This is a genomic window from Nitrospirota bacterium (genome assembly GCA_016219645.1).
In the GTDB taxonomy this organism is placed as follows: domain Bacteria; phylum Nitrospirota; class Nitrospiria; order Nitrospirales; family Nitrospiraceae; genus Palsa-1315.
Window position 1 is genome coordinate 22207 of the sequence record JACRLR010000020.1, and the last position, 15742, is coordinate 37948.

The 15742-nt window shown below is 53.7% G+C and carries 20 protein-coding genes; 12 read left to right on the forward strand and 8 right to left on the reverse strand.

What is annotated here, in order from left to right; genetic code table 11:
* Window positions 1-322: 322 nt before the first annotated feature.
* On the reverse strand, window positions 323-733 hold the full coding sequence (locus tag HZB34_09320) for a type II toxin-antitoxin system VapC family toxin (protein ID MBI5316158.1): 411 nt from the start codon (window positions 731-733) through the stop codon (window positions 323-325).
* Window positions 714-959: an AbrB/MazE/SpoVT family DNA-binding domain-containing protein gene (locus tag HZB34_09325; GenBank protein ID MBI5316159.1), complete on the reverse strand. Its 246-nt coding sequence runs from the start codon at window positions 957-959 to the stop codon at window positions 714-716. The genes HZB34_09320 and HZB34_09325 overlap by 20 nt, the downstream gene beginning before the upstream one ends.
* 470 nt (window positions 960-1429) lie before the next feature.
* On the opposite strand from HZB34_09325, the gene HZB34_09330 reads away from it, so the two are divergent.
* Both HZB34_09330 and HZB34_09335 read left to right on the forward strand, forming a co-directional pair.
* A complete protein-coding gene (locus HZB34_09330) occupies window positions 1430-1798 on the forward strand; it encodes a type II toxin-antitoxin system RelE/ParE family toxin (protein MBI5316160.1) in 369 nt (122 codons plus the stop codon).
* Between the two features lie 2 nt (window positions 1799-1800).
* Window positions 1801-2118, forward strand: coding sequence for a helix-turn-helix transcriptional regulator (locus HZB34_09335; protein ID MBI5316161.1), 318 nt, complete (start codon window positions 1801-1803; stop codon window positions 2116-2118).
* 371 nt (window positions 2119-2489) lie between these two features.
* Here HZB34_09335 and HZB34_09340 read toward each other — a convergent pair whose 3' ends face one another.
* The 6 genes from HZB34_09340 to HZB34_09365 form a co-directional block, all read right to left on the reverse strand.
* Complete coding sequence (locus HZB34_09340; GenBank protein ID MBI5316162.1) at window positions 2490-2720, reverse strand: DUF2283 domain-containing protein; 231 nt, start codon at window positions 2718-2720, stop codon at window positions 2490-2492.
* A complete protein-coding gene (locus HZB34_09345) occupies window positions 2696-3031 on the reverse strand; it encodes a hypothetical protein (GenBank protein ID MBI5316163.1) in 336 nt (111 codons plus the stop codon). The genes HZB34_09340 and HZB34_09345 overlap by 25 nt, the downstream gene beginning before the upstream one ends.
* Window positions 3032-3550: 519 nt before the next feature.
* Complete coding sequence (locus tag HZB34_09350; GenBank protein ID MBI5316164.1) at window positions 3551-3973, reverse strand: DUF86 domain-containing protein; 423 nt, start codon at window positions 3971-3973, stop codon at window positions 3551-3553.
* Window positions 3958-4377, reverse strand: coding sequence for a nucleotidyltransferase domain-containing protein (locus HZB34_09355; protein ID MBI5316165.1), 420 nt, complete (start codon window positions 4375-4377; stop codon window positions 3958-3960). The genes HZB34_09350 and HZB34_09355 overlap by 16 nt, the downstream gene beginning before the upstream one ends.
* Window positions 4378-4635: 258 nt before the next feature.
* On the reverse strand, window positions 4636-4935 hold the full coding sequence (locus HZB34_09360; GenBank protein ID MBI5316166.1) for a HigA family addiction module antidote protein: 300 nt from the start codon (window positions 4933-4935) through the stop codon (window positions 4636-4638).
* A gap of 13 nt (window positions 4936-4948) precedes the next feature.
* Entirely contained in the window at window positions 4949-5173 is a 225-nt protein-coding gene (locus HZB34_09365) for a type II toxin-antitoxin system RelE/ParE family toxin (protein MBI5316167.1), read from the reverse strand.
* A gap of 214 nt (window positions 5174-5387) precedes the next feature.
* Here HZB34_09365 and HZB34_09370 point away from each other — a divergent pair, with 214 nt between their 5' ends.
* The 10 genes from HZB34_09370 (at window position 5388) to HZB34_09415 (ending at window position 15471) form a co-directional block, all read left to right on the forward strand.
* The gene (locus tag HZB34_09370; protein MBI5316168.1) at window positions 5388-5660 is read left to right on the forward strand and encodes a type II toxin-antitoxin system Phd/YefM family antitoxin; all 273 of its coding nucleotides are present in this window, start codon (window positions 5388-5390) and stop codon (window positions 5658-5660) included.
* Entirely contained in the window at window positions 5657-5950 is a 294-nt protein-coding gene (locus HZB34_09375; protein MBI5316169.1) for a type II toxin-antitoxin system RelE/ParE family toxin, read from the forward strand. The genes HZB34_09370 and HZB34_09375 overlap by 4 nt, the downstream gene beginning before the upstream one ends.
* A 221-nt stretch (window positions 5951-6171) precedes the next feature.
* Window positions 6172-6381: a type II toxin-antitoxin system VapB family antitoxin gene (locus tag HZB34_09380; protein MBI5316170.1), complete on the forward strand. Its 210-nt coding sequence runs from the start codon at window positions 6172-6174 to the stop codon at window positions 6379-6381.
* Between the two features lie 358 nt (window positions 6382-6739).
* Complete coding sequence (locus tag HZB34_09385; protein ID MBI5316171.1) at window positions 6740-7483, forward strand: hypothetical protein; 744 nt, start codon at window positions 6740-6742, stop codon at window positions 7481-7483.
* Between the two features lie 328 nt (window positions 7484-7811).
* Entirely contained in the window at window positions 7812-8639 is an 828-nt protein-coding gene (locus tag HZB34_09390; protein MBI5316172.1) for a hypothetical protein, read from the forward strand.
* Window positions 8640-9281: 642 nt separating this feature from the next.
* Window positions 9282-9914 carry a hypothetical protein gene (locus HZB34_09395; GenBank protein MBI5316173.1) on the forward strand — a complete coding sequence of 211 codons (633 nt, stop codon included), beginning with the start codon at window positions 9282-9284 and terminating at the stop codon, window positions 9912-9914.
* 430 nt (window positions 9915-10344) lie between these two features.
* A complete protein-coding gene (locus tag HZB34_09400) occupies window positions 10345-11046 on the forward strand; it encodes a hypothetical protein (protein MBI5316174.1) in 702 nt (233 codons plus the stop codon).
* Window positions 11047-11433: 387 nt separating this feature from the next.
* Complete coding sequence (locus HZB34_09405) at window positions 11434-11664, forward strand: YgiT-type zinc finger protein (protein ID MBI5316175.1); 231 nt, start codon at window positions 11434-11436, stop codon at window positions 11662-11664.
* Between the two features lie 287 nt (window positions 11665-11951).
* On the forward strand, window positions 11952-13607 hold the full coding sequence (gene xrtD, locus HZB34_09410; protein MBI5316176.1) for a VPLPA-CTERM-specific exosortase XrtD: 1656 nt from the start codon (window positions 11952-11954) through the stop codon (window positions 13605-13607).
* 226 nt (window positions 13608-13833) lie between these two features.
* On the forward strand, window positions 13834-15471 hold the full coding sequence (locus tag HZB34_09415) for an undecaprenyl/decaprenyl-phosphate alpha-N-acetylglucosaminyl 1-phosphate transferase (GenBank protein MBI5316177.1): 1638 nt from the start codon (window positions 13834-13836) through the stop codon (window positions 15469-15471).
* Window positions 15472-15742: the final 271 nt, after the last annotated feature.

The window sequence follows — 15742 nt, forward strand, 5'->3', positions numbered from 1 at the left end:
GGCAAGTGGGGAAGATAGGTTGAGGTTAAGGGGGGAGTGATCACTTGTAAGTGGTAAGTAGGAAGTGGTGAGTGGGCAGTGGGGGAAAGAAGGTTGGAGGTTGGAGGCGGGCATGCTCGCGAGACTGGCGGGACGAGCGAGAAAGGCGCGACAGGCGAGACAGGTAGCAAGTTTCAAGTTGCAAGGTTCAGGTTGAGACTGAAGGGGGAATAGGCTGAAGGAAGGTTGATGCGTAAAGTTTCGAGTCTCGAGTTTCAGGTTTCGAGTTGGGAGGGCTTGGGGGTTCTGAGCTGGAATGAGGAATTAGGTCTGCCGGTCACTGTTACACATGCTTCAGCTTGACGAGATCTCCAAGAACCTTGAATTCGGGATCGCTGGTGAGCAGCGTGGCGTGCGCGGCTATAGCGAGCGCTGCGGCGAAACAATCAGCATAGGACATGGGATACCGGGCTTTTAACTCCACGGCGCGCCAGAACAGGTCTTCCGAGAAGGGGATCACGGTGAGAGGCAGAAGACTGATTTCGCTTCGTGTGCGGAGCGCGTACTCCCAGCCACGAGCTTTCCCGATGGTGTAGATAACCTCACCCAGGTTGACAATATGGATGAGTGCGCGAGCATGTCCTGTCTGTGCGTCACGCAGGACGCGGTCGACGTCTTCGGCGCCTGGTTCATCCTGGAGCAACCGGAGGAGCGCGCAGGCATCGAGCACGACTTCACGCACGTCGTCGCGCACGCCTCACGTCCTCCCGATGTTCGGTCATGAGTTGCTTTGCCAGGGAGGGACCGCCCTTGAGAGACCCTCGAATCGCAGCAATTGGATCATCTGGGAGCGTTCGAAGTTGAAGGTGTCCCTGCTCGGGGATCAGTTCGATAGTCGTGCCCGGTTTGATCCCCAGTCGGTCACGCAGTGGCTTCGGGATCACGATCTGTCCCTTGATGGAAGTTTTAGCAGTGTACATGTGGTATCCCATTTATGAGTTGTACTGGTATGCGACAAGTATAACTGAATGACGTGAGTAAGACAATTTAACATGGCTGGGGTTCAGCTCGTGAGTGGTTAGTAGCAAGTAGGAAGTGGGGAGTGGGGTGGGACTGTTGGAGGTTAGAGGCGGTACCAAGAGAGGTTGAGGCTGCAACTAGCAAGTGGTGAGTAGTCAGTGGTGAGTGGTCATAAATTAGTGAGTGGTAAGTTGTGAGTAGCGAGTGGGGGGCTGGAAGAAAGGTTAAGGTTAAGGTTGAGGTTGAGTGGGGGAACGAAGAAGGTTGAGGCTAAGGTTCAGGTTGAGACTGAAGGGGGAATAGGCTGAAGGCTGAAGGGGGATCGGGAAAGGTTGGAGGGGGGAGCGAGCGTTCGCTTGAATGATCCGTTATACCTTGACCGCTATTCGCAAATATGAGAACATACTGCGCGGACAAACGGAGAGGCTGCATGCGGAGGACGCTCGTTGTCTTTTACAAGGATCGTAAGGGCAACGTGCCGGCTCTGGAATGGATGGACGCGCTTCCGGCGAAGGTGCAGGACAAATGCGTGGTGAAGATCGAGCGGCTCCGCGAGCTTGGGCATGCACTCAGGCGGCCTGAAGCCGATCTGCTCAGGAATGGGATCTACGAATTGCGGGTTGGGTGGGAAGGAATGAACTACAGGATTCTGTATTTCTTTTATGGCCAGGTGGCCGCAGTGCTTGCCCACGGCATCGTCAAAGAACGGGAAGTCCCGGCAAAAGATATTGAACGGGCGCTGGAACGTAAACGGCTCTTCGAGCAAGACCCTGAGGGGCACACGTATCGGGAGGGATAGTTATGGCCAAACGTCAGAAGCGGAGGACGGCCGATGCGGTCCAGATTCTTTATCGTCGCTATTATGAGGGGAGGCCAGGACGCGTCCGAGGACTGGAGGAAGCTCGGGCGAACGACAGCGTCGCCCGCAAGTTGACCGCTCTGCGTCTGCAAGCGGGTATGACTCAGCGACAACTGGCAAAACTAGTGGGGACGACCGCCTCGGCAATCTGCCGGTTGGAAAATGCGGACTACGAAGGGCACTCTCTCGCCATGTTGAATCGCATCGCTGCGGCGCTGGACCAACGGGTGGAACTTCAGTTTGTGCCGCTCGCTGGGTGACTGATCGCTGAACTCTCCTGTAAGTGGTGAGTGGGGCTGAGTTAGTAGTTCTGAGTTTTGAGTTATGAGTTCTGAGTTAGGGGTTCTGAGTTGGAATGCTGAATAAGAAATGTGGAATGAGGAATTAGATGGTGGGGGATGAAGCGCAAGTGGCAAGGTTCAGGTTAAGGTTGAGACTGAATGGGGAATAGGCTGCAGGGCTCAAAATTGGTGAGTAGTAAGTGGTGAGTGGTCAGTGGCAAGTGGTGAAGATAGGTTGAGGAGAAGGCTGAAGGGGACTAGGCTGAAGGCTGAAGGTAGGAGGGTGGAGGCGGGTCGGAAGGATAAGAAGGTTGAGGTTGAGCGAAGAAGGAAAGGTTGAGGTGCTAGGGTCATTGCTCTTTTGCCGAGGCTCTGGCCTGGAGGACGGTAACTCCGACCAGTTCTTGGCCATCATAGTGGTAGATGCAGCGGCCTTCCATTTCGCTGTCAGTCGCGTGTTGAGGTTTTCTTAGGCTGATATAGAGGACATCGGCTTCCTCATCGTAATCAAGCCAGAGATGCCTGGACCTGAGATTCAGAGCCGGTGGTACCAAACTCAGGATGTCGATGACCTCTGCCATTGGAGCCCTCTCTTTGTCACCTTCTCGGCTTTGGATGTCATGAACGCGGTCACAATGAATCCATCCGCGTGGCTTTCCCGATACACGACCACAACATGTTTCCGACCGAGCGCTGTGTCCGGGTACAACTTTAATGTTATGAGTTCGTCCCTTATTCCTGACGCGATACAATCCGGATCGGCCAGGGTGTCTACGACCAGATCGAGATAGCCGGCCATATAGTCGTGCGATTCGACGATGTGGCTCCACCGTTCGTGAGTGAGCCGCACCGGAATACCTTCTCGAGAGTTGACTGTAGCAAGAATAGCCACATCTACTGGTCGCGGGAGCATTGTCCTTGAATTACCCGCCGCTGCCGATCAATACACAGTATCGGCAGCATATTACGTTGGTCCGTGGAGCATTACAAGCCAATGTCACGGGGAAAAGATTAAGAGAGGTTGAGGCTGCAACTAGCAAGTGGTGAGTGGTCATAAATTAGTGAGTGGTAAGTTGTGAGTAGCGAGTGGGGTGGGACTGTTGGAGGTTAGAGGTGTAAGGTTGGAGGCGGGCATGCGCGCGAGACTGGCGGGACGAGCGAGAAAGGCGCGACGCGGGGGAGTCCGGTTGGAGGTGTGAGGCTTGAGGTCGGAGGCGGTCTGAAGAGATGTTGAGGTTGAGGTTAAGGCTAAGGTTGAGCGGGGATGGGCGTGGGTGTTCTGAGTTTTGAGTTCTGGGTTCTGAGTTAGGAATGTGGAATTAGATGGTGGAGGACGGTTGATGCGCGAAGTTTCTAGTTTCACGTTTCGAGTTGGGGAATGGAGCAAGGGCAAAGGTGCAGGTTGCAAGGGTCAGGGTTCAGATGTGAACCGGGCGGCCACGGCCTTTGCAAAGGTACGGAAATCGCCAAGGTTGTCTCTGCAGATGTGGAATACAATCTTCCAATCGATGTCCTGGTAGCTATGGACGGCGATATTACGGAACCCCACCGCTTTGGTTAGACGTGCGGCTAGCTCGGCACTGATCACCTTGAGGTCTTTCAATATCTCGAAGTTCTCCGCCATGGTCGAAGGCGCTCTGACTTCCGTGTCAGCGATGACATGGGCAGCCAGGTCGACGCACAATTGAATGGCGCGCTGGAGATTCAGCGCGATGATATCCTGCAAATCTGGTTCTTGGCTGAGTGGTTCAACCGAGGACGGTGTTTTGGCTGCGATCCGGTCGATGCATCGCCGCAGCGACTCGAGTTTGCTCTCGACTATGTCCCGATCCATGCGTTCCTTCTGGCGGTAAGGATTCTTCGATAGTACGGCATGACATCGGCTTCCTCAGCAAGCATGCGCAGGATGAGTTCGGCATACTGCGTGCGATCTTTGCAGAGGATCAGTTTTCCCTGCGTCAGGATCCGATGCAGGAGTGGGCCATGGAGGCAGTTGAGATCGATCAGGTCAACTGGCCGGCCAAACATCAATGCCAGATCTTCGACCAGGTGAATCCGAGCCTGCCTGTCAAGCGGCGTTGTCCCGGCTACAGCAAGATCGAGGTCACTCTCGAATCGGGCGGCACCTTCGGCCAGTGAGCCAAAAAGGATCGCCAAGGTCACAGCAGGGTGGCCAGCGAGAACCTCTTGGAGTTTCTGCTGGACATTGGCGGAGTCTCGATCGATTGCGTCTCTCATGACCAGAGCCTTTGGATGTCACTTATCATGATTCGCATGATGGTGCAAGGACACGACGGGAAAATCAGGTTGAGGCTGAGTGGGGAAGGGGAACGTTGGAGGTTGGAGGCGCAAGTCGGGGGTAGCGAGGATAGAGGGATATGGGGGTAAGGGGGTAGTAGGAAGTGGCGAGTGGCCAGTGGTGAGTAGCGAGTGGGGAAGACTGTTGGAGGGGTGAGGGTGGAGGCGCTCGGGAAAATACAGGCCTCCGACCTGTCTTCAAGCTGAAACCAGGGTTTCCGTCACGCGTTTGACCTTGATGGTTCCAGCCTTTTTCTCCATCTGTGCCAGATCATACGCGGCCTGTAATCGCAACCAGGTCTCGGCTCCACCGCCAAAGGCTTTATCCAGCCGGATCGCCATTTCTGCTGAAATGGCAGCACTGCCCCTCACGAGGTTATTAAGAGCCTGGCGGGTTACGCCCAAGGCTTTCGCTCCTGCGGCTACCGACAGGCCGAGAGGCTCCAGGCAGTCATGCAACACCGAACGCCCAGGATGAGGGGGATTTTTCATACGCATCAGGTATCTCCTGCTAGTGATAATCAATCAAATCCACGTCATATGCCATACCCATTTCAAACCTGAAAATGATCCGCCAGTTTCCCGACACAGTGACCGACCAACACCCAGCGAGGTTCCCTTTCAGGGGATGCAGTTTATATCCCGGCAGGGCCATGTCCTGTACAGTCATGGCTTCATTCAGCCGCGCCAGTATCCGGACTATCTTGTCGGCCTGCGAAGCAGGTACCTTATACATTTATCTTCGCTGTAAAGTGAAGCTTTACGATGTCGAGGTCGCGAGGGGTGAGTGGGGAAGACTGTTAGAGGGGGGAGGCGGGCAATTGCACGCGAGACTGGCGGGACGAGCGAGAAAGGCGCGACAGGTGGCAAGTTTAAAGGGTCAGGGTTCAAGTTTGGGGTCTAGAATGTCCTATTTGACCTGTTTGGTCAGATTGGCTACAATGTCCATCATGAAGAAATACCAAACAGCTCACTCTTTGAATACGGTCACGGCAACCAAAGCGAAAGCCAGCTTCTCAGCCGTGTTGGCTCAAGCCGGCTATCAAGGGCAGCGGATCATCGTCAAAAAGGGGAGGCGCCCGACTGCCGTGATCCTCGGGTACGAAGATTTCCAGCGCCTTGCTGATCTCGAAGATCGGTACGAGTCAGCGCTTCTTACCAAGAGTCTGAAGGACGATCGATTCCTCCCTCTCGATGAAGTAATCCCCCGTCTCGGCCTGTGAGTTATTCACTCGAATTCTCAGAGGCGGTCTTCGACACACTGGAAGATCTCGGACATACAGATGCGAAACGCCTTCGCCAAGTCTTTCTCAAGATCATAAGCCTTCGCCGTACTCCTCGCCCCTCAGACTCTGAACAGCTTTCTCATTTCACCTACCGGGGTCTTACCGGCTTTCGTGTTACACAGGGCGAATATCGCATTGTCTATGCGATCGACGAGAAGGCCAAAGTGGTGAAGCTTGCGCGGATTCTGCACCGTGATCGAGACTATCGTGAACTGGACCAGATCTAGGAGCCTGTCGGTTGAGGTTAAGGTTGAGCGGGGAGGGGAGTCCTGAATTCGGAATGTGGAATGAGGAATTATGAATGAGGGAGAGGGAGGGCTGAAGACTGGTGAGTAGTCAGTGGTCAGTGGCAAGTGGTAAAGAGAGAGGGATCAGGCACCATTTGCTGATCCTGTTATGAGTGTGTATATTAGGCGACAGTATACACCTGACTGAAAGGGCATTCATCATGCGGACCAACATTGTCATCAACGACAGGCTCATGCGCCAAGCGATGAAGGCGTCGGGCTTGCGGACCAAGCGGGAGACGGTGGAGGCGGGGCTAAAGCTACTCGTGCAGATTCAGGCGCAGACTGTCATTCGTCGCCTCAAGGGCGCCGTTCGATGGGAGGGGAACCTTGAGGAATCTCGAACAAGCCGGGTTCCACTTGCCTCATGACGGTGGTCGACACCACCGTGTAACGACCGAAACTTAGATAACCTCTTCAGGCCTCCTACCTTCAGCCTTCTCCTTAACCTCAACCTCTCTTCCCCACTTGCCACTTACTACTCACGAATTTTTACGACTCACCAATTTTGAGCCCTTCAGCCTTCGCCTCAACGTTCCGATAAGACTCAGTGATCCCCCCCCCTTCGGGGGGCTTGATTATCTTATGGGGGATTGGTCATAAGTGTGCGCGAGAAGGTCTGTCTCGTCTGTCTGGTTTATGTGGTTTGTTAGTTTATTTAGTTTGTTTCGTTCATCTGATCGGGCTTGTTCAACCAAATGAACCAAACAAACCAAACAAACAAACAAAATGAACCAAACAAACCCTCTGTCGCGCTACTCCCGTAGCCTCGGATTCACCGCTGCCCTTCTGCTCTGTGCCGGCATCGCCACGGCGCCGGCCATGGCGTCATCCGTTCCGATCACGTTCACATTCACCGGAAAGGTGACCGAGGTCGGTTACGAAATGGGTGAACACTTCGGTGGGCCCTTCAGGCTCGACAAGCCAGTGACCGGCTCCTATACATTTAATCCGGATACCCCCAATACCGGATCAGGCTCCATCGGACAATATAACGGTGCTCTCAATGACCCCCTCAACAATTACCCATCCACGAACCTGCATGTTGAAATAGAGACCTATAATGGAACCTATGTGGCGTCGCTGGGCTCTGGTGACAATAAGATTGTCGTGAAGAACCCGGATAACTTTAATTATGAATCGTATCAGGTGAAAGGAGCATTTTCAGGTGATCCAGTGACCGGGCATAATCCCGAATCCTTTGCACTTGAATTAGCGCATCCTGGCTCTAATCAGTTCGATAATGTGTCGTTACCCACTACTCCCCCGACCATCTCCGGATTTGCTGTGAAGGAATTCCGTCTGGTGTTCGCACATAGTGCATCCCCCGACCGCCATACCGTCGTCGTGACGTTGGAGACGCTGACGGCAGTGCCTTTGCCACCAGCCGTAATTCTCTTCGGCGCCGGGCTCGTAGCCCTGATCGGTCTTGGAGTGAGAAGAAAGGTTAAGGTTGAGGCTAAGGTTGAGTAGAACCCAAGCGGTCAGGCACCATTTGTCGCGGGGTCAGACACCCTTCCAATACCGCTGCGGGTGGTGTCTGACCCCTTGCAGGGAAGGGGTCAGGTCCCACGCGAAGCGCGAATAAGGGGGCCAGACCCCTGGCGCTGCGCGCAGATAGTGGCTGACTCGCGCTCAACCTAAATTTTTCCTAAAACCGCTCTTTTCCCTACTTTAGAGGAATAGAAGGGCTCGATCCCCCCAGTGTAAGGTGTGTCCTCAACCCGCAAGGAACATTGAGCTTTCGGCAGAAGTGCCGTCAGTCAAACCGTGATTGGGTCATTAACAAGGAGCGAGCACCATGCAACATATCCATTCCGGTTTTCTGAAGCTGGCTTTGACGGCAAGCATCCTGCTTGGCGCAGGCCTCGCGGTCACTCCGGTCATGGCTGCGTCAACGACGTTCCAATTTACGGGATTAGTGGATACCACTGTTGGAATAGTGTCTCAAACAGCTCAAACCAGTGTTTCCAACATCGGCAGCAATCTTCTCGACGACGGCAATCCCATTAATGGCACATCGCCCTTTGGCAGTAGCGGCCTTACGCCTATCGGTAATCCATTCTTGCTGTCAGGGTCCTTTACGTTTAGCGATGCCACCCCAAATTCGGGCAACTCGACAATCGGAGTTTACAACAATACGCTTTCACAACTGACTTTTAATCTTAGTAATTCGTCCGGTGTTATCTACACTGGTACCTATAACAATCCACCGGGCCTAAGCACTCCCAATTCCATTGTCGTCTTCAACGACTTTCTCGCAACGCCTCCTCCTTTTTTCTCTCCTGGATTAGATGGGTTATCCTTGACTACGCCCATCTTAGGACCACAAGTGAACGGACTCGGCCCTCTCACCTTTGAGTTAGAACTTTTAAGCCCCTTTGCCCCATTTACGAATAATTCATTGCCGACAACGACACTGCTTTCTCCACCGAGCGTGAACCCCTTTTTATCACCGAACTTTCGTGTTGTGTTCGCTGGTGGAGGAACGCCGAACACACTTCGCGGCGATCTTACCTCTTTGACGGCAGTGCCCTTGCCGCCGGCGGTGATTCTCTTCGGCGCAGGGCTGGTGGCGTTGATCGGTCTAGGAGCCAGGAACTGGCAGCGGGCTAGAACGGAAGGTTAAGGTTGAGGCTAAGGTTGAGCGGGGAAGAATGCTGGAGGTGTTTAGAGGCGAACGGAGAGAATAGCGGTCTGTTTGGTCTATCTGGTCTATTCGGTCTGTCTGGTCTGTCTTGTTTGTTGAGTCGAACGAGACAGACCAGATTTTTTTGTCTCTAATCTCTATCTCCCACCATCTTTCCCCTTAGCCTTAGCCTCTCTTCAGACCTCACACGTCCAACACTCTTCCACACTCAACCTCAACCTTAACCTCAGCCTCTCCTAAGACTGCCTCCAACATTCCCATCCCTGCTCAACCTTAACCTTTCTTTCCGCCTCCAACATCTAATTCTTCATTCCTAATTCCTAATTCAACGTTCCAACTCAGAGCCCAGAACTTACCCCCCCCCTTACCCCTCACCCCTAACCCCTCACGTCTGCCCCCCTTTCCCTCAACCTCAACCTTCTTCATTCCACTCCCTGCTCAACCTTAACCTTAACCTCAACCTCTCCGGGAACCCCCTCCTTCGAACTATAGACGCCCCTTAAGACCGATAGACGACCTACATCAGTACAGTGATAGGGTGTGTCCACGATCATGAACGGAATTCGGTGTCTTGAGGATTGTCTTCAGACAAATGTACTTGCCATAGGATGGGAAAGCAGCATGTATAACATCCACTCCGGCTTTCTGAAGCTGGCTTTCACGGTAAGCCTATTGCTCTGCACAAGCATCGCAGTCAATCCAGCCAACGCTTCGCTGGTGGATTTTAACTTTGCGGGCTCGGTGGCTTCATTCAGTTCAGGGCTGCCAAACTTCAGTGTGGGCCAAGCGATGTCGGGTCTAATTAGGTACGACGATACGACTTCTGACAGCAATGGCCTTGACGGTATTGGACAGTACACCGCCGCAATCACGGGTGGATCTATTCAGTTCAATGGTGTTGGTGGGTACAGCGCAACGCTAGATTCCACAGGCAGCTTTATAAATATTGAGCAAGTCGGGACTATGGATGTGTATAAGTTGCATGCCCCTGTCGCTGGGTCGCTATCCGATTACTTTGAAATTACGATTATCCACTCCCCAAGCGCCTTCACAAACACATTGTTTCCACCGAGTCTCGGTATGATAGCTTCTGCTCAGTTTCGCCTTGTGTTCGGGGATGGCGGCCCCAAAGAAGTCAAGGGCCCTTTGACAGCAGTGCCCTTGCCACCGGCCATGATTCTCTTCGGGGCGGGACTTGTGGCGTTGATCGGTCTCGGAGCCAGGAACTGGCAGCGGGCGCAAGCAGAAGGTTAAGGTTGAGGCTAAGGTTGAGTGGGGAAGAATGCTGGAGGTGTGAGGCTGGAGGTTAGAGGCGAACGGAGAGAAGCTGAAGGTTTGAGGTACGAGGTTGGAGGCAGGAATGGCTTCCAACCTCGAACTTTTTCTGGGCTCTATTAGAAGTCCTGCAATATCATCATTCTTTCCTCCCTGTAATTCATAATTCCAAATTCATCATTCTTAATTCCTAACCCAAAACCTCCCTGCTCAACCTTAGCCTTAACCTCAGCCTCTCTTCAGACCTCAACCTCTCCTCGGAGCCCCCCCTAAAGAGGGGGTAGACACACTACTTATGTGGGTTGTACACTGCGGCGCAAGATTATAAACGGGCTTCTCTGATTTGAAAATCTATTTTGGAAAAATTGCACTTTAGCTAGTAAATCTTTGGGAATTGGGGAGGTGTATTATGCAACGTATCCGTAAGAGTTTCCTCACACTTGCTGTCACGGCAAGTGTGCTGCTTGGAGCAAGCATCGCGGTCACTCCCGCAAGCGCTGCAACTATAAACTTCAGCTTCACCGGCACTGCGCTGGTGACAAACGTTCTATTGTCGTCCCAAGGAATTAGCGGGGGGGGTGGATCAGCCTCTGGCTCATTCAATTACGACAGCATCACGGGTCTTATTTCGGCTCCGTCACTCTCCATTTCCATCCCTGCCATTGCTCCATCCCCTAGCCCCTATGTGTTGACAGGCGTCCCCAGTGCATCGAATCTCGTGCAAATTTTTAATGATCAAGTCATTGGGCCAAATGTCAGAGATCGATGGTTGGCTGCGAGCGACGTCACTGGTGCTCTGCTCCCCAACGGATACCAAGCGTATCGCTTTGACCTTAATTTGGATCAGTTGGTAGCATCTCCATCGGTACCGAACCTTTTTCCCCCAACCAGCCCGCTCAATCCACCGAGCTTAAGTGATATATCGAAGCCGATCACAACGAAGCAATGGCGTGTTCTCTTTCAGAATGCCACGGGTGATACGGTCTCTGTTGTAGGGGCTGTGTCAAGCATAACAGCCGTGCCACTGCCGCCAGCCGTCATCTTATTCGGAGCTGGCCTCGTAGCGTTGATTGGGCTTGGAGCGAGGAACTGGCAGCGGGCGCAAGCATAAGGTTGAGGTTAAGGTTGAGCGGGGAGGGGAGATAGCCGCGCGCGACTAGCGGGACAGGCGAGACCAGCAAGTTGCTTGAGGTTTGAGGTACGAGGTTGGAGGCGGGAAGGCTTCCAACCTCGAACTTTTTTCAGGCTCTCTTAGAAGTTCTGTCCCCCTGTCTTTCCCTCCGACACCTCCAGCAGACGCCGGGCCATCAAGCCCCCATACTCTCTTGCTTTAAGTTGTGCTGAACAAAAGCTTCAGCTATAGTCGCGCCATCCTACCTGATGAAAACGCTAGACGACATTCGCCGACTGCTATCCACGATTCTGACCTGCTGAAGATCATTACGGTCTATGAGCCGGACCCAGCAGAGTGGTATGATTACGCCAGACGGAGGTAGCTATGTTTCGCTGTCATGTGTGCGGGAAAACGGAGAGCCGTCAACAACTGGTCAGCGAGGTCTTCGATATCGAGGGTAAACCCGTGCAGGTTGAGCAGATTCCCGCGATGGTCTGCATTCACTGTGGAGAGCCAGTATTCAGCCGCGAGACAACCGAGCGAGTTCGGCGCATGGTGCATGGGGAAGCGAAGCCAATCAAGTCGATTCAGATGGACGTGTTTGCCTACCGGTAGTCCTTCTTCCTCTCCCGATCAACCTCTCCTAGGACTGCCTCCAACCTCTAACCCCCAACCTTCTTCCCTCTCCCCCCACTTACCCCTTGCCCCTCACCCCTAACCCCTCACGTCTGCCCCCCTTCCCCGCTCAACCTCAACCTCTCTTCAGACCTCCCACCTCCAACATTATTCTTTCCCGCTCAACCTTAACCTCAACCTTAACCTCTCTCTATCCGCCTCAACCTTCCTCCCAGGTAGGGCTGCAAACTTCGTCTGTAGGGTTGATCAAGCCTACTTAGTAGGGCATGATCTATGCCACGACCATGGATACAACCACGCGATTGACGCTATCCGACGGGCCCAGCCGGATGCTGTGGGGTTTGCTCACCACCGGCATCGCTATCGCCCTTCTGGGATACATCTATGCCGACAGCCTCCCCAGATTGTTCGGCCACTGGATCACCAGCGAAGATTATGGCTATGGGTTATTTGTCCCACCGATCAGCCTGCTCTTAATCTGGCAGGCCCGCCATCGCATCGCTGCAGCCGGTAGTGGGAACTCATGGTGGGGCATCGTTGTTGTTTTAGCCGGACTCTTACTTTATGTGATTGGTGAGTTCGCCACTTTGTTCGTCCTGCAGCATCTGTCGCTCTGGATGGTCATTGTCGGGCTGGTCGTTGCACTAATCGGAGTACCCGGGGCAAAGGCGATTGGCTTCCCGGTCGCCTATTTATTGACCAGCATCCCATTGCCGGCTTTTTTGTATGCAAGTCTGTCCAGTAAATTACAATTGTGGTCCTCGGCTCTCGGAGTAGGCAGCTTACAGCTTGTCGGGGTGACTGCCTTCCGTGAAGGCAATGTGATCGATCTGGGGCCAGTTCAACTTCAAGTGGTCGAGGCCTGCAGCGGCATCAGATATTTGTTTCCGCTCACCTCCCTTGCTCTGCTCTGCGCCTATCTCTTCAAGGATCGGATGTGGAAACGAGTGCTGCTCGTTCTTTCGTCGATTCCGATCTCCGTTCTCGTGAACGGTTTTCGCATCGGGATGATCGGCGTGCTAGTCGAATGGTACGGACAGGAGGCATCCGAGGGTTTCTCCCATCTCTTCGAAGGCTGGGTCCTCTTCATGGCAAGCCTAGGTCTCCTGATTCTAGAGATGTGGCTCTTAGCCAAAATCGGCCCGAGTCAGGACCGATCCTCCTTTCTCAGCAAATTCACCTGGTCCGATCCCGACCCCAACCTTCCTCATCCCACTCAACCTCAGCCTCAACCTTCTTCGTTCCCTCGCTCAACCTCAACCTTAACCTCAACCTTCCCCCCCCCCGCCTACCTCCTCGGCGTCGCTCTTCTCGTTCCTGTCGCCTTCGCTTCGACATTCATGGTCGAGCGCGAAGAGGTTCCACCGGAGCGAGCCATCTTTGTCGATTTCCCCATGCAGTTCGAAGGATGGGCCGGTACATCGAGCACATTAGAAACAAAGTACATCGATGCACTGCGTTTCGACGATTATCTGTTGGCCGACTATCGTTCAGAAGATGGGCATCCAGTCAATTTGTACGCAGCCTACTATCGATCACAAAGAAAGGGACAATCGGCCCACTCTCCGCAAAGTTGTCTTCCAGGCGGTGGCTGGGAAATCTCCTCATTAGATACGGTGGATTTATCGGCTGACTCAGGCATGGCTCGATCGCTGCACGTCAATCGGGCCTTGATTCAAAAAGGCGGCCAGAAACAAATCGTGCTGTACTGGTTCAAACAGCGTGAGCGGATCATCAGCAATGAATATCTCGTCAAATTATTTTTGTTCTGGGATGGCCTGACGCGAGGGCGGACCGATGGGGCACTTGTGCGAATCGCCTCAATCGTCGGCCCGGGGGAAACCGAGGATGTTGTGGACGAACGGCTCCGCAAGTTTGTGGCAACGATTGAGCCGGAGTTGCTCAGGTATGTCCCAGATTAGTGGTGAGTAGGAAGTAGTGAGTAGTAAGTGAGCAGTGGCAAGTGGGGACGAAGAATGTTGGAGGGTGGAGGCGTTCCAGAAGGTTGAGCGGAAAGCAACTGGGTAAGGGCGGGATTGAGGCGGAGATGGAGTCAAAAGATTCGGGGCAAAGAGGGTAGTGTTTCTATGTTCTTTGTCCGCCCCTCAACCTTAACCTCAACCTCAACCTTCCTTTGAGTCCAAGACCATGGCTAACGAGATCTTCTACAGTTTCATGACGGCGCTGCTCATTTGTATGGCGTTGGTGCAGCCGTTGCGCCTGCTGGCTGGTCGATTCCACGTCATGATGGACCAACCGGGGGAACGCAAAGTCCACCAGTCTCCTATCCCGAAGGTCGGAGGCATTGCGTTCGGGGTTGGAGCCTTGGCCAGCATTCTCTGGTGGGCTCCCAAAGACGGGAGCACGATCGCGATCCTTGTTGGCGGGGCAATAATCCTCGGATTCGGCCTGTGGGACGATCGTGTCAACCTCAACTACCGGATCAAGTTACTCGGGCAGGTTTTGGCCGCCCTTGCGGTCGTGGTCGTTGGAGGAATCAGGTTCGAAAGCATTCCATTCCTACCGACTGCTGATCTACCTGTGTGGATCGGAATTCCCGTCACTGTGTTCTTCCTTGTGGCAGCTTCGAATGCGGTGAACCTCTCCGATGGCCTCGACGGCCTGGCAGGCGGGCTTTCCTTCTTGACCCTTTGCGGGATTGGCTACCTGGCGTACCTCTCCGACAATCAAGCTCTCCTGTTGCTGACGGTCCCGTTCCTGGGTGGCCTGTTGGGATTCTTGCGCTATAACACCTATCCGGCCAGGATTTTCATGGGAGACAGTGGCAGTCAGTTACTTGGCCTCATCATGGGGATACTGGCCATCCTCCTGACCGATTCGACCAGAGGGCCCTATAGCCCGGCCTTGTCTCTTTTCCTATTAGGGCTGCCATTCCTGGATACGCTTGGCGTGGCAGGACAAAGGCTGGCCGAAGGCCATTCTCCCTTTACCGGAGATCGCAAACATTTCCACCACAAACTGATGACCGCCGGCTTGTCCCACTATGAAGCAGTCACAGTGATTTATACGATTCAAGCAGGGATGGTGGGGCTGGCTTTCCTGCTTCAATGGCGGTCTGATACGCTGATTGTACCCCTCTATCTCATTCTCGCCTGCACGGTCCTCGCCCTCTTTATCGCAGCAGGGCAGGGGCTGATTGCGAATCCTATCCCGCAAGCTGTGAGGCTCCGTTCGAACAAGTGGCTTTCGAACATTCGTAATGGCCCCTGGCTGTCCGACCTGCCGATCAGATTCCTGGCCGTGGTAGTCCCCCTCTTTCTGATTGCCTCGGTCTTTCTTCCTGCCTCCATCCCGGATGATGTCAGATACATCTCCATCGCCCTGTTCGCCGCTGTGCTATTCGGCCTGACAGTTCTGCCAAAGCTGGCTCCCTACTTCGTGCGTGGCGGGCTCTATATAGGCAGCACGTTTCTCTTGTATGCAAGTGATGCCTCCTGGATGCAAGCGGTGGCTCCAATCCCCATGACCTACCATGTCTTGTTCGGCATACTGGCTATTATGGTTTTGCTCTGCATGAGATTCGATCGTCAGAACCGGTTTCAGACGACGCCGCTGGACTATCTGATGGTCTGTCTGGCCGTCATCTTCCCGTTCCTTCCGGAAGTGAGTACAGACATCTCATCACTCGGTCTCTTTGCCGCCAAGCTGATCGTCTTGTTCCTCTCATTCGAACTGCTGATGCAGGAGTTCTCAAATCGCATGAGGCAACTAGGACTGGTTTCCCTCTGGGTCCTGCTGGGGCTGGCAGTCCGAGGATGGCTCTAAGGCTGGTGAGTAGTAAGTGGCCAGATGGGAAGTGGTTAGTCGTGAGTGGGGAGTAGCGAGTAGGAAGTAGTAAGTGGTGAGTGGAAAGTAGGAAGTAGGGAATAGGGAGTGGCTAATGGGAAGTGGTCAGTGGCAAGTCGAAAGGATCTAAGACGGATGGGAAAGGTTCTGAGTTTTGCCCCCTAACTCACCCACTTCCTACTCACTACTGACCACTCACAACTTACCCCTTCCAAGTTCGCCACTCCCTACTTACTACTGACCACTCACC

Coding starts and splice junctions, on each gene's coding strand:
- HZB34_09395 (MBI5316173.1), top strand. CDS start 9,282: ATGTATAACATCCACTCCGGCTTTCTGAAGCTGGCTTTCACGGTAAGC.
- HZB34_09360 (MBI5316166.1), bottom strand. CDS start 4,935: ATGCGTATGAAAAATCCCCCTCATCCTGGGCGTTCGGTGTTGCATGAC.
- HZB34_09365 (MBI5316167.1), bottom strand. CDS start 5,173: ATGTATAAGGTACCTGCTTCGCAGGCCGACAAGATAGTCCGGATACTG.
- HZB34_09380 (MBI5316170.1), top strand. CDS start 6,172: ATGCGGACCAACATTGTCATCAACGACAGGCTCATGCGCCAAGCGATG.
- xrtD (MBI5316176.1), top strand. CDS start 11,952: ATGATCTATGCCACGACCATGGATACAACCACGCGATTGACGCTATCC.
- HZB34_09405 (MBI5316175.1), top strand. CDS start 11,434: ATGTTTCGCTGTCATGTGTGCGGGAAAACGGAGAGCCGTCAACAACTG.
- HZB34_09325 (MBI5316159.1), bottom strand. CDS start 959: ATGTACACTGCTAAAACTTCCATCAAGGGACAGATCGTGATCCCGAAG.
- HZB34_09335 (MBI5316161.1), top strand. CDS start 1,801: ATGGCCAAACGTCAGAAGCGGAGGACGGCCGATGCGGTCCAGATTCTT.
- HZB34_09415 (MBI5316177.1), top strand. CDS start 13,834: ATGGCTAACGAGATCTTCTACAGTTTCATGACGGCGCTGCTCATTTGT.
- HZB34_09350 (MBI5316164.1), bottom strand. CDS start 3,973: ATGGATCGGGACATAGTCGAGAGCAAACTCGAGTCGCTGCGGCGATGC.
- HZB34_09400 (MBI5316174.1), top strand. CDS start 10,345: ATGCAACGTATCCGTAAGAGTTTCCTCACACTTGCTGTCACGGCAAGT.
- HZB34_09340 (MBI5316162.1), bottom strand. CDS start 2,720: ATGGCAGAGGTCATCGACATCCTGAGTTTGGTACCACCGGCTCTGAAT.
- HZB34_09370 (MBI5316168.1), top strand. CDS start 5,388: ATGAAGAAATACCAAACAGCTCACTCTTTGAATACGGTCACGGCAACC.
- HZB34_09330 (MBI5316160.1), top strand. CDS start 1,430: ATGCGGAGGACGCTCGTTGTCTTTTACAAGGATCGTAAGGGCAACGTG.
- HZB34_09355 (MBI5316165.1), bottom strand. CDS start 4,377: ATGAGAGACGCAATCGATCGAGACTCCGCCAATGTCCAGCAGAAACTC.
- HZB34_09390 (MBI5316172.1), top strand. CDS start 7,812: ATGCAACATATCCATTCCGGTTTTCTGAAGCTGGCTTTGACGGCAAGC.
- HZB34_09385 (MBI5316171.1), top strand. CDS start 6,740: ATGAACCAAACAAACCCTCTGTCGCGCTACTCCCGTAGCCTCGGATTC.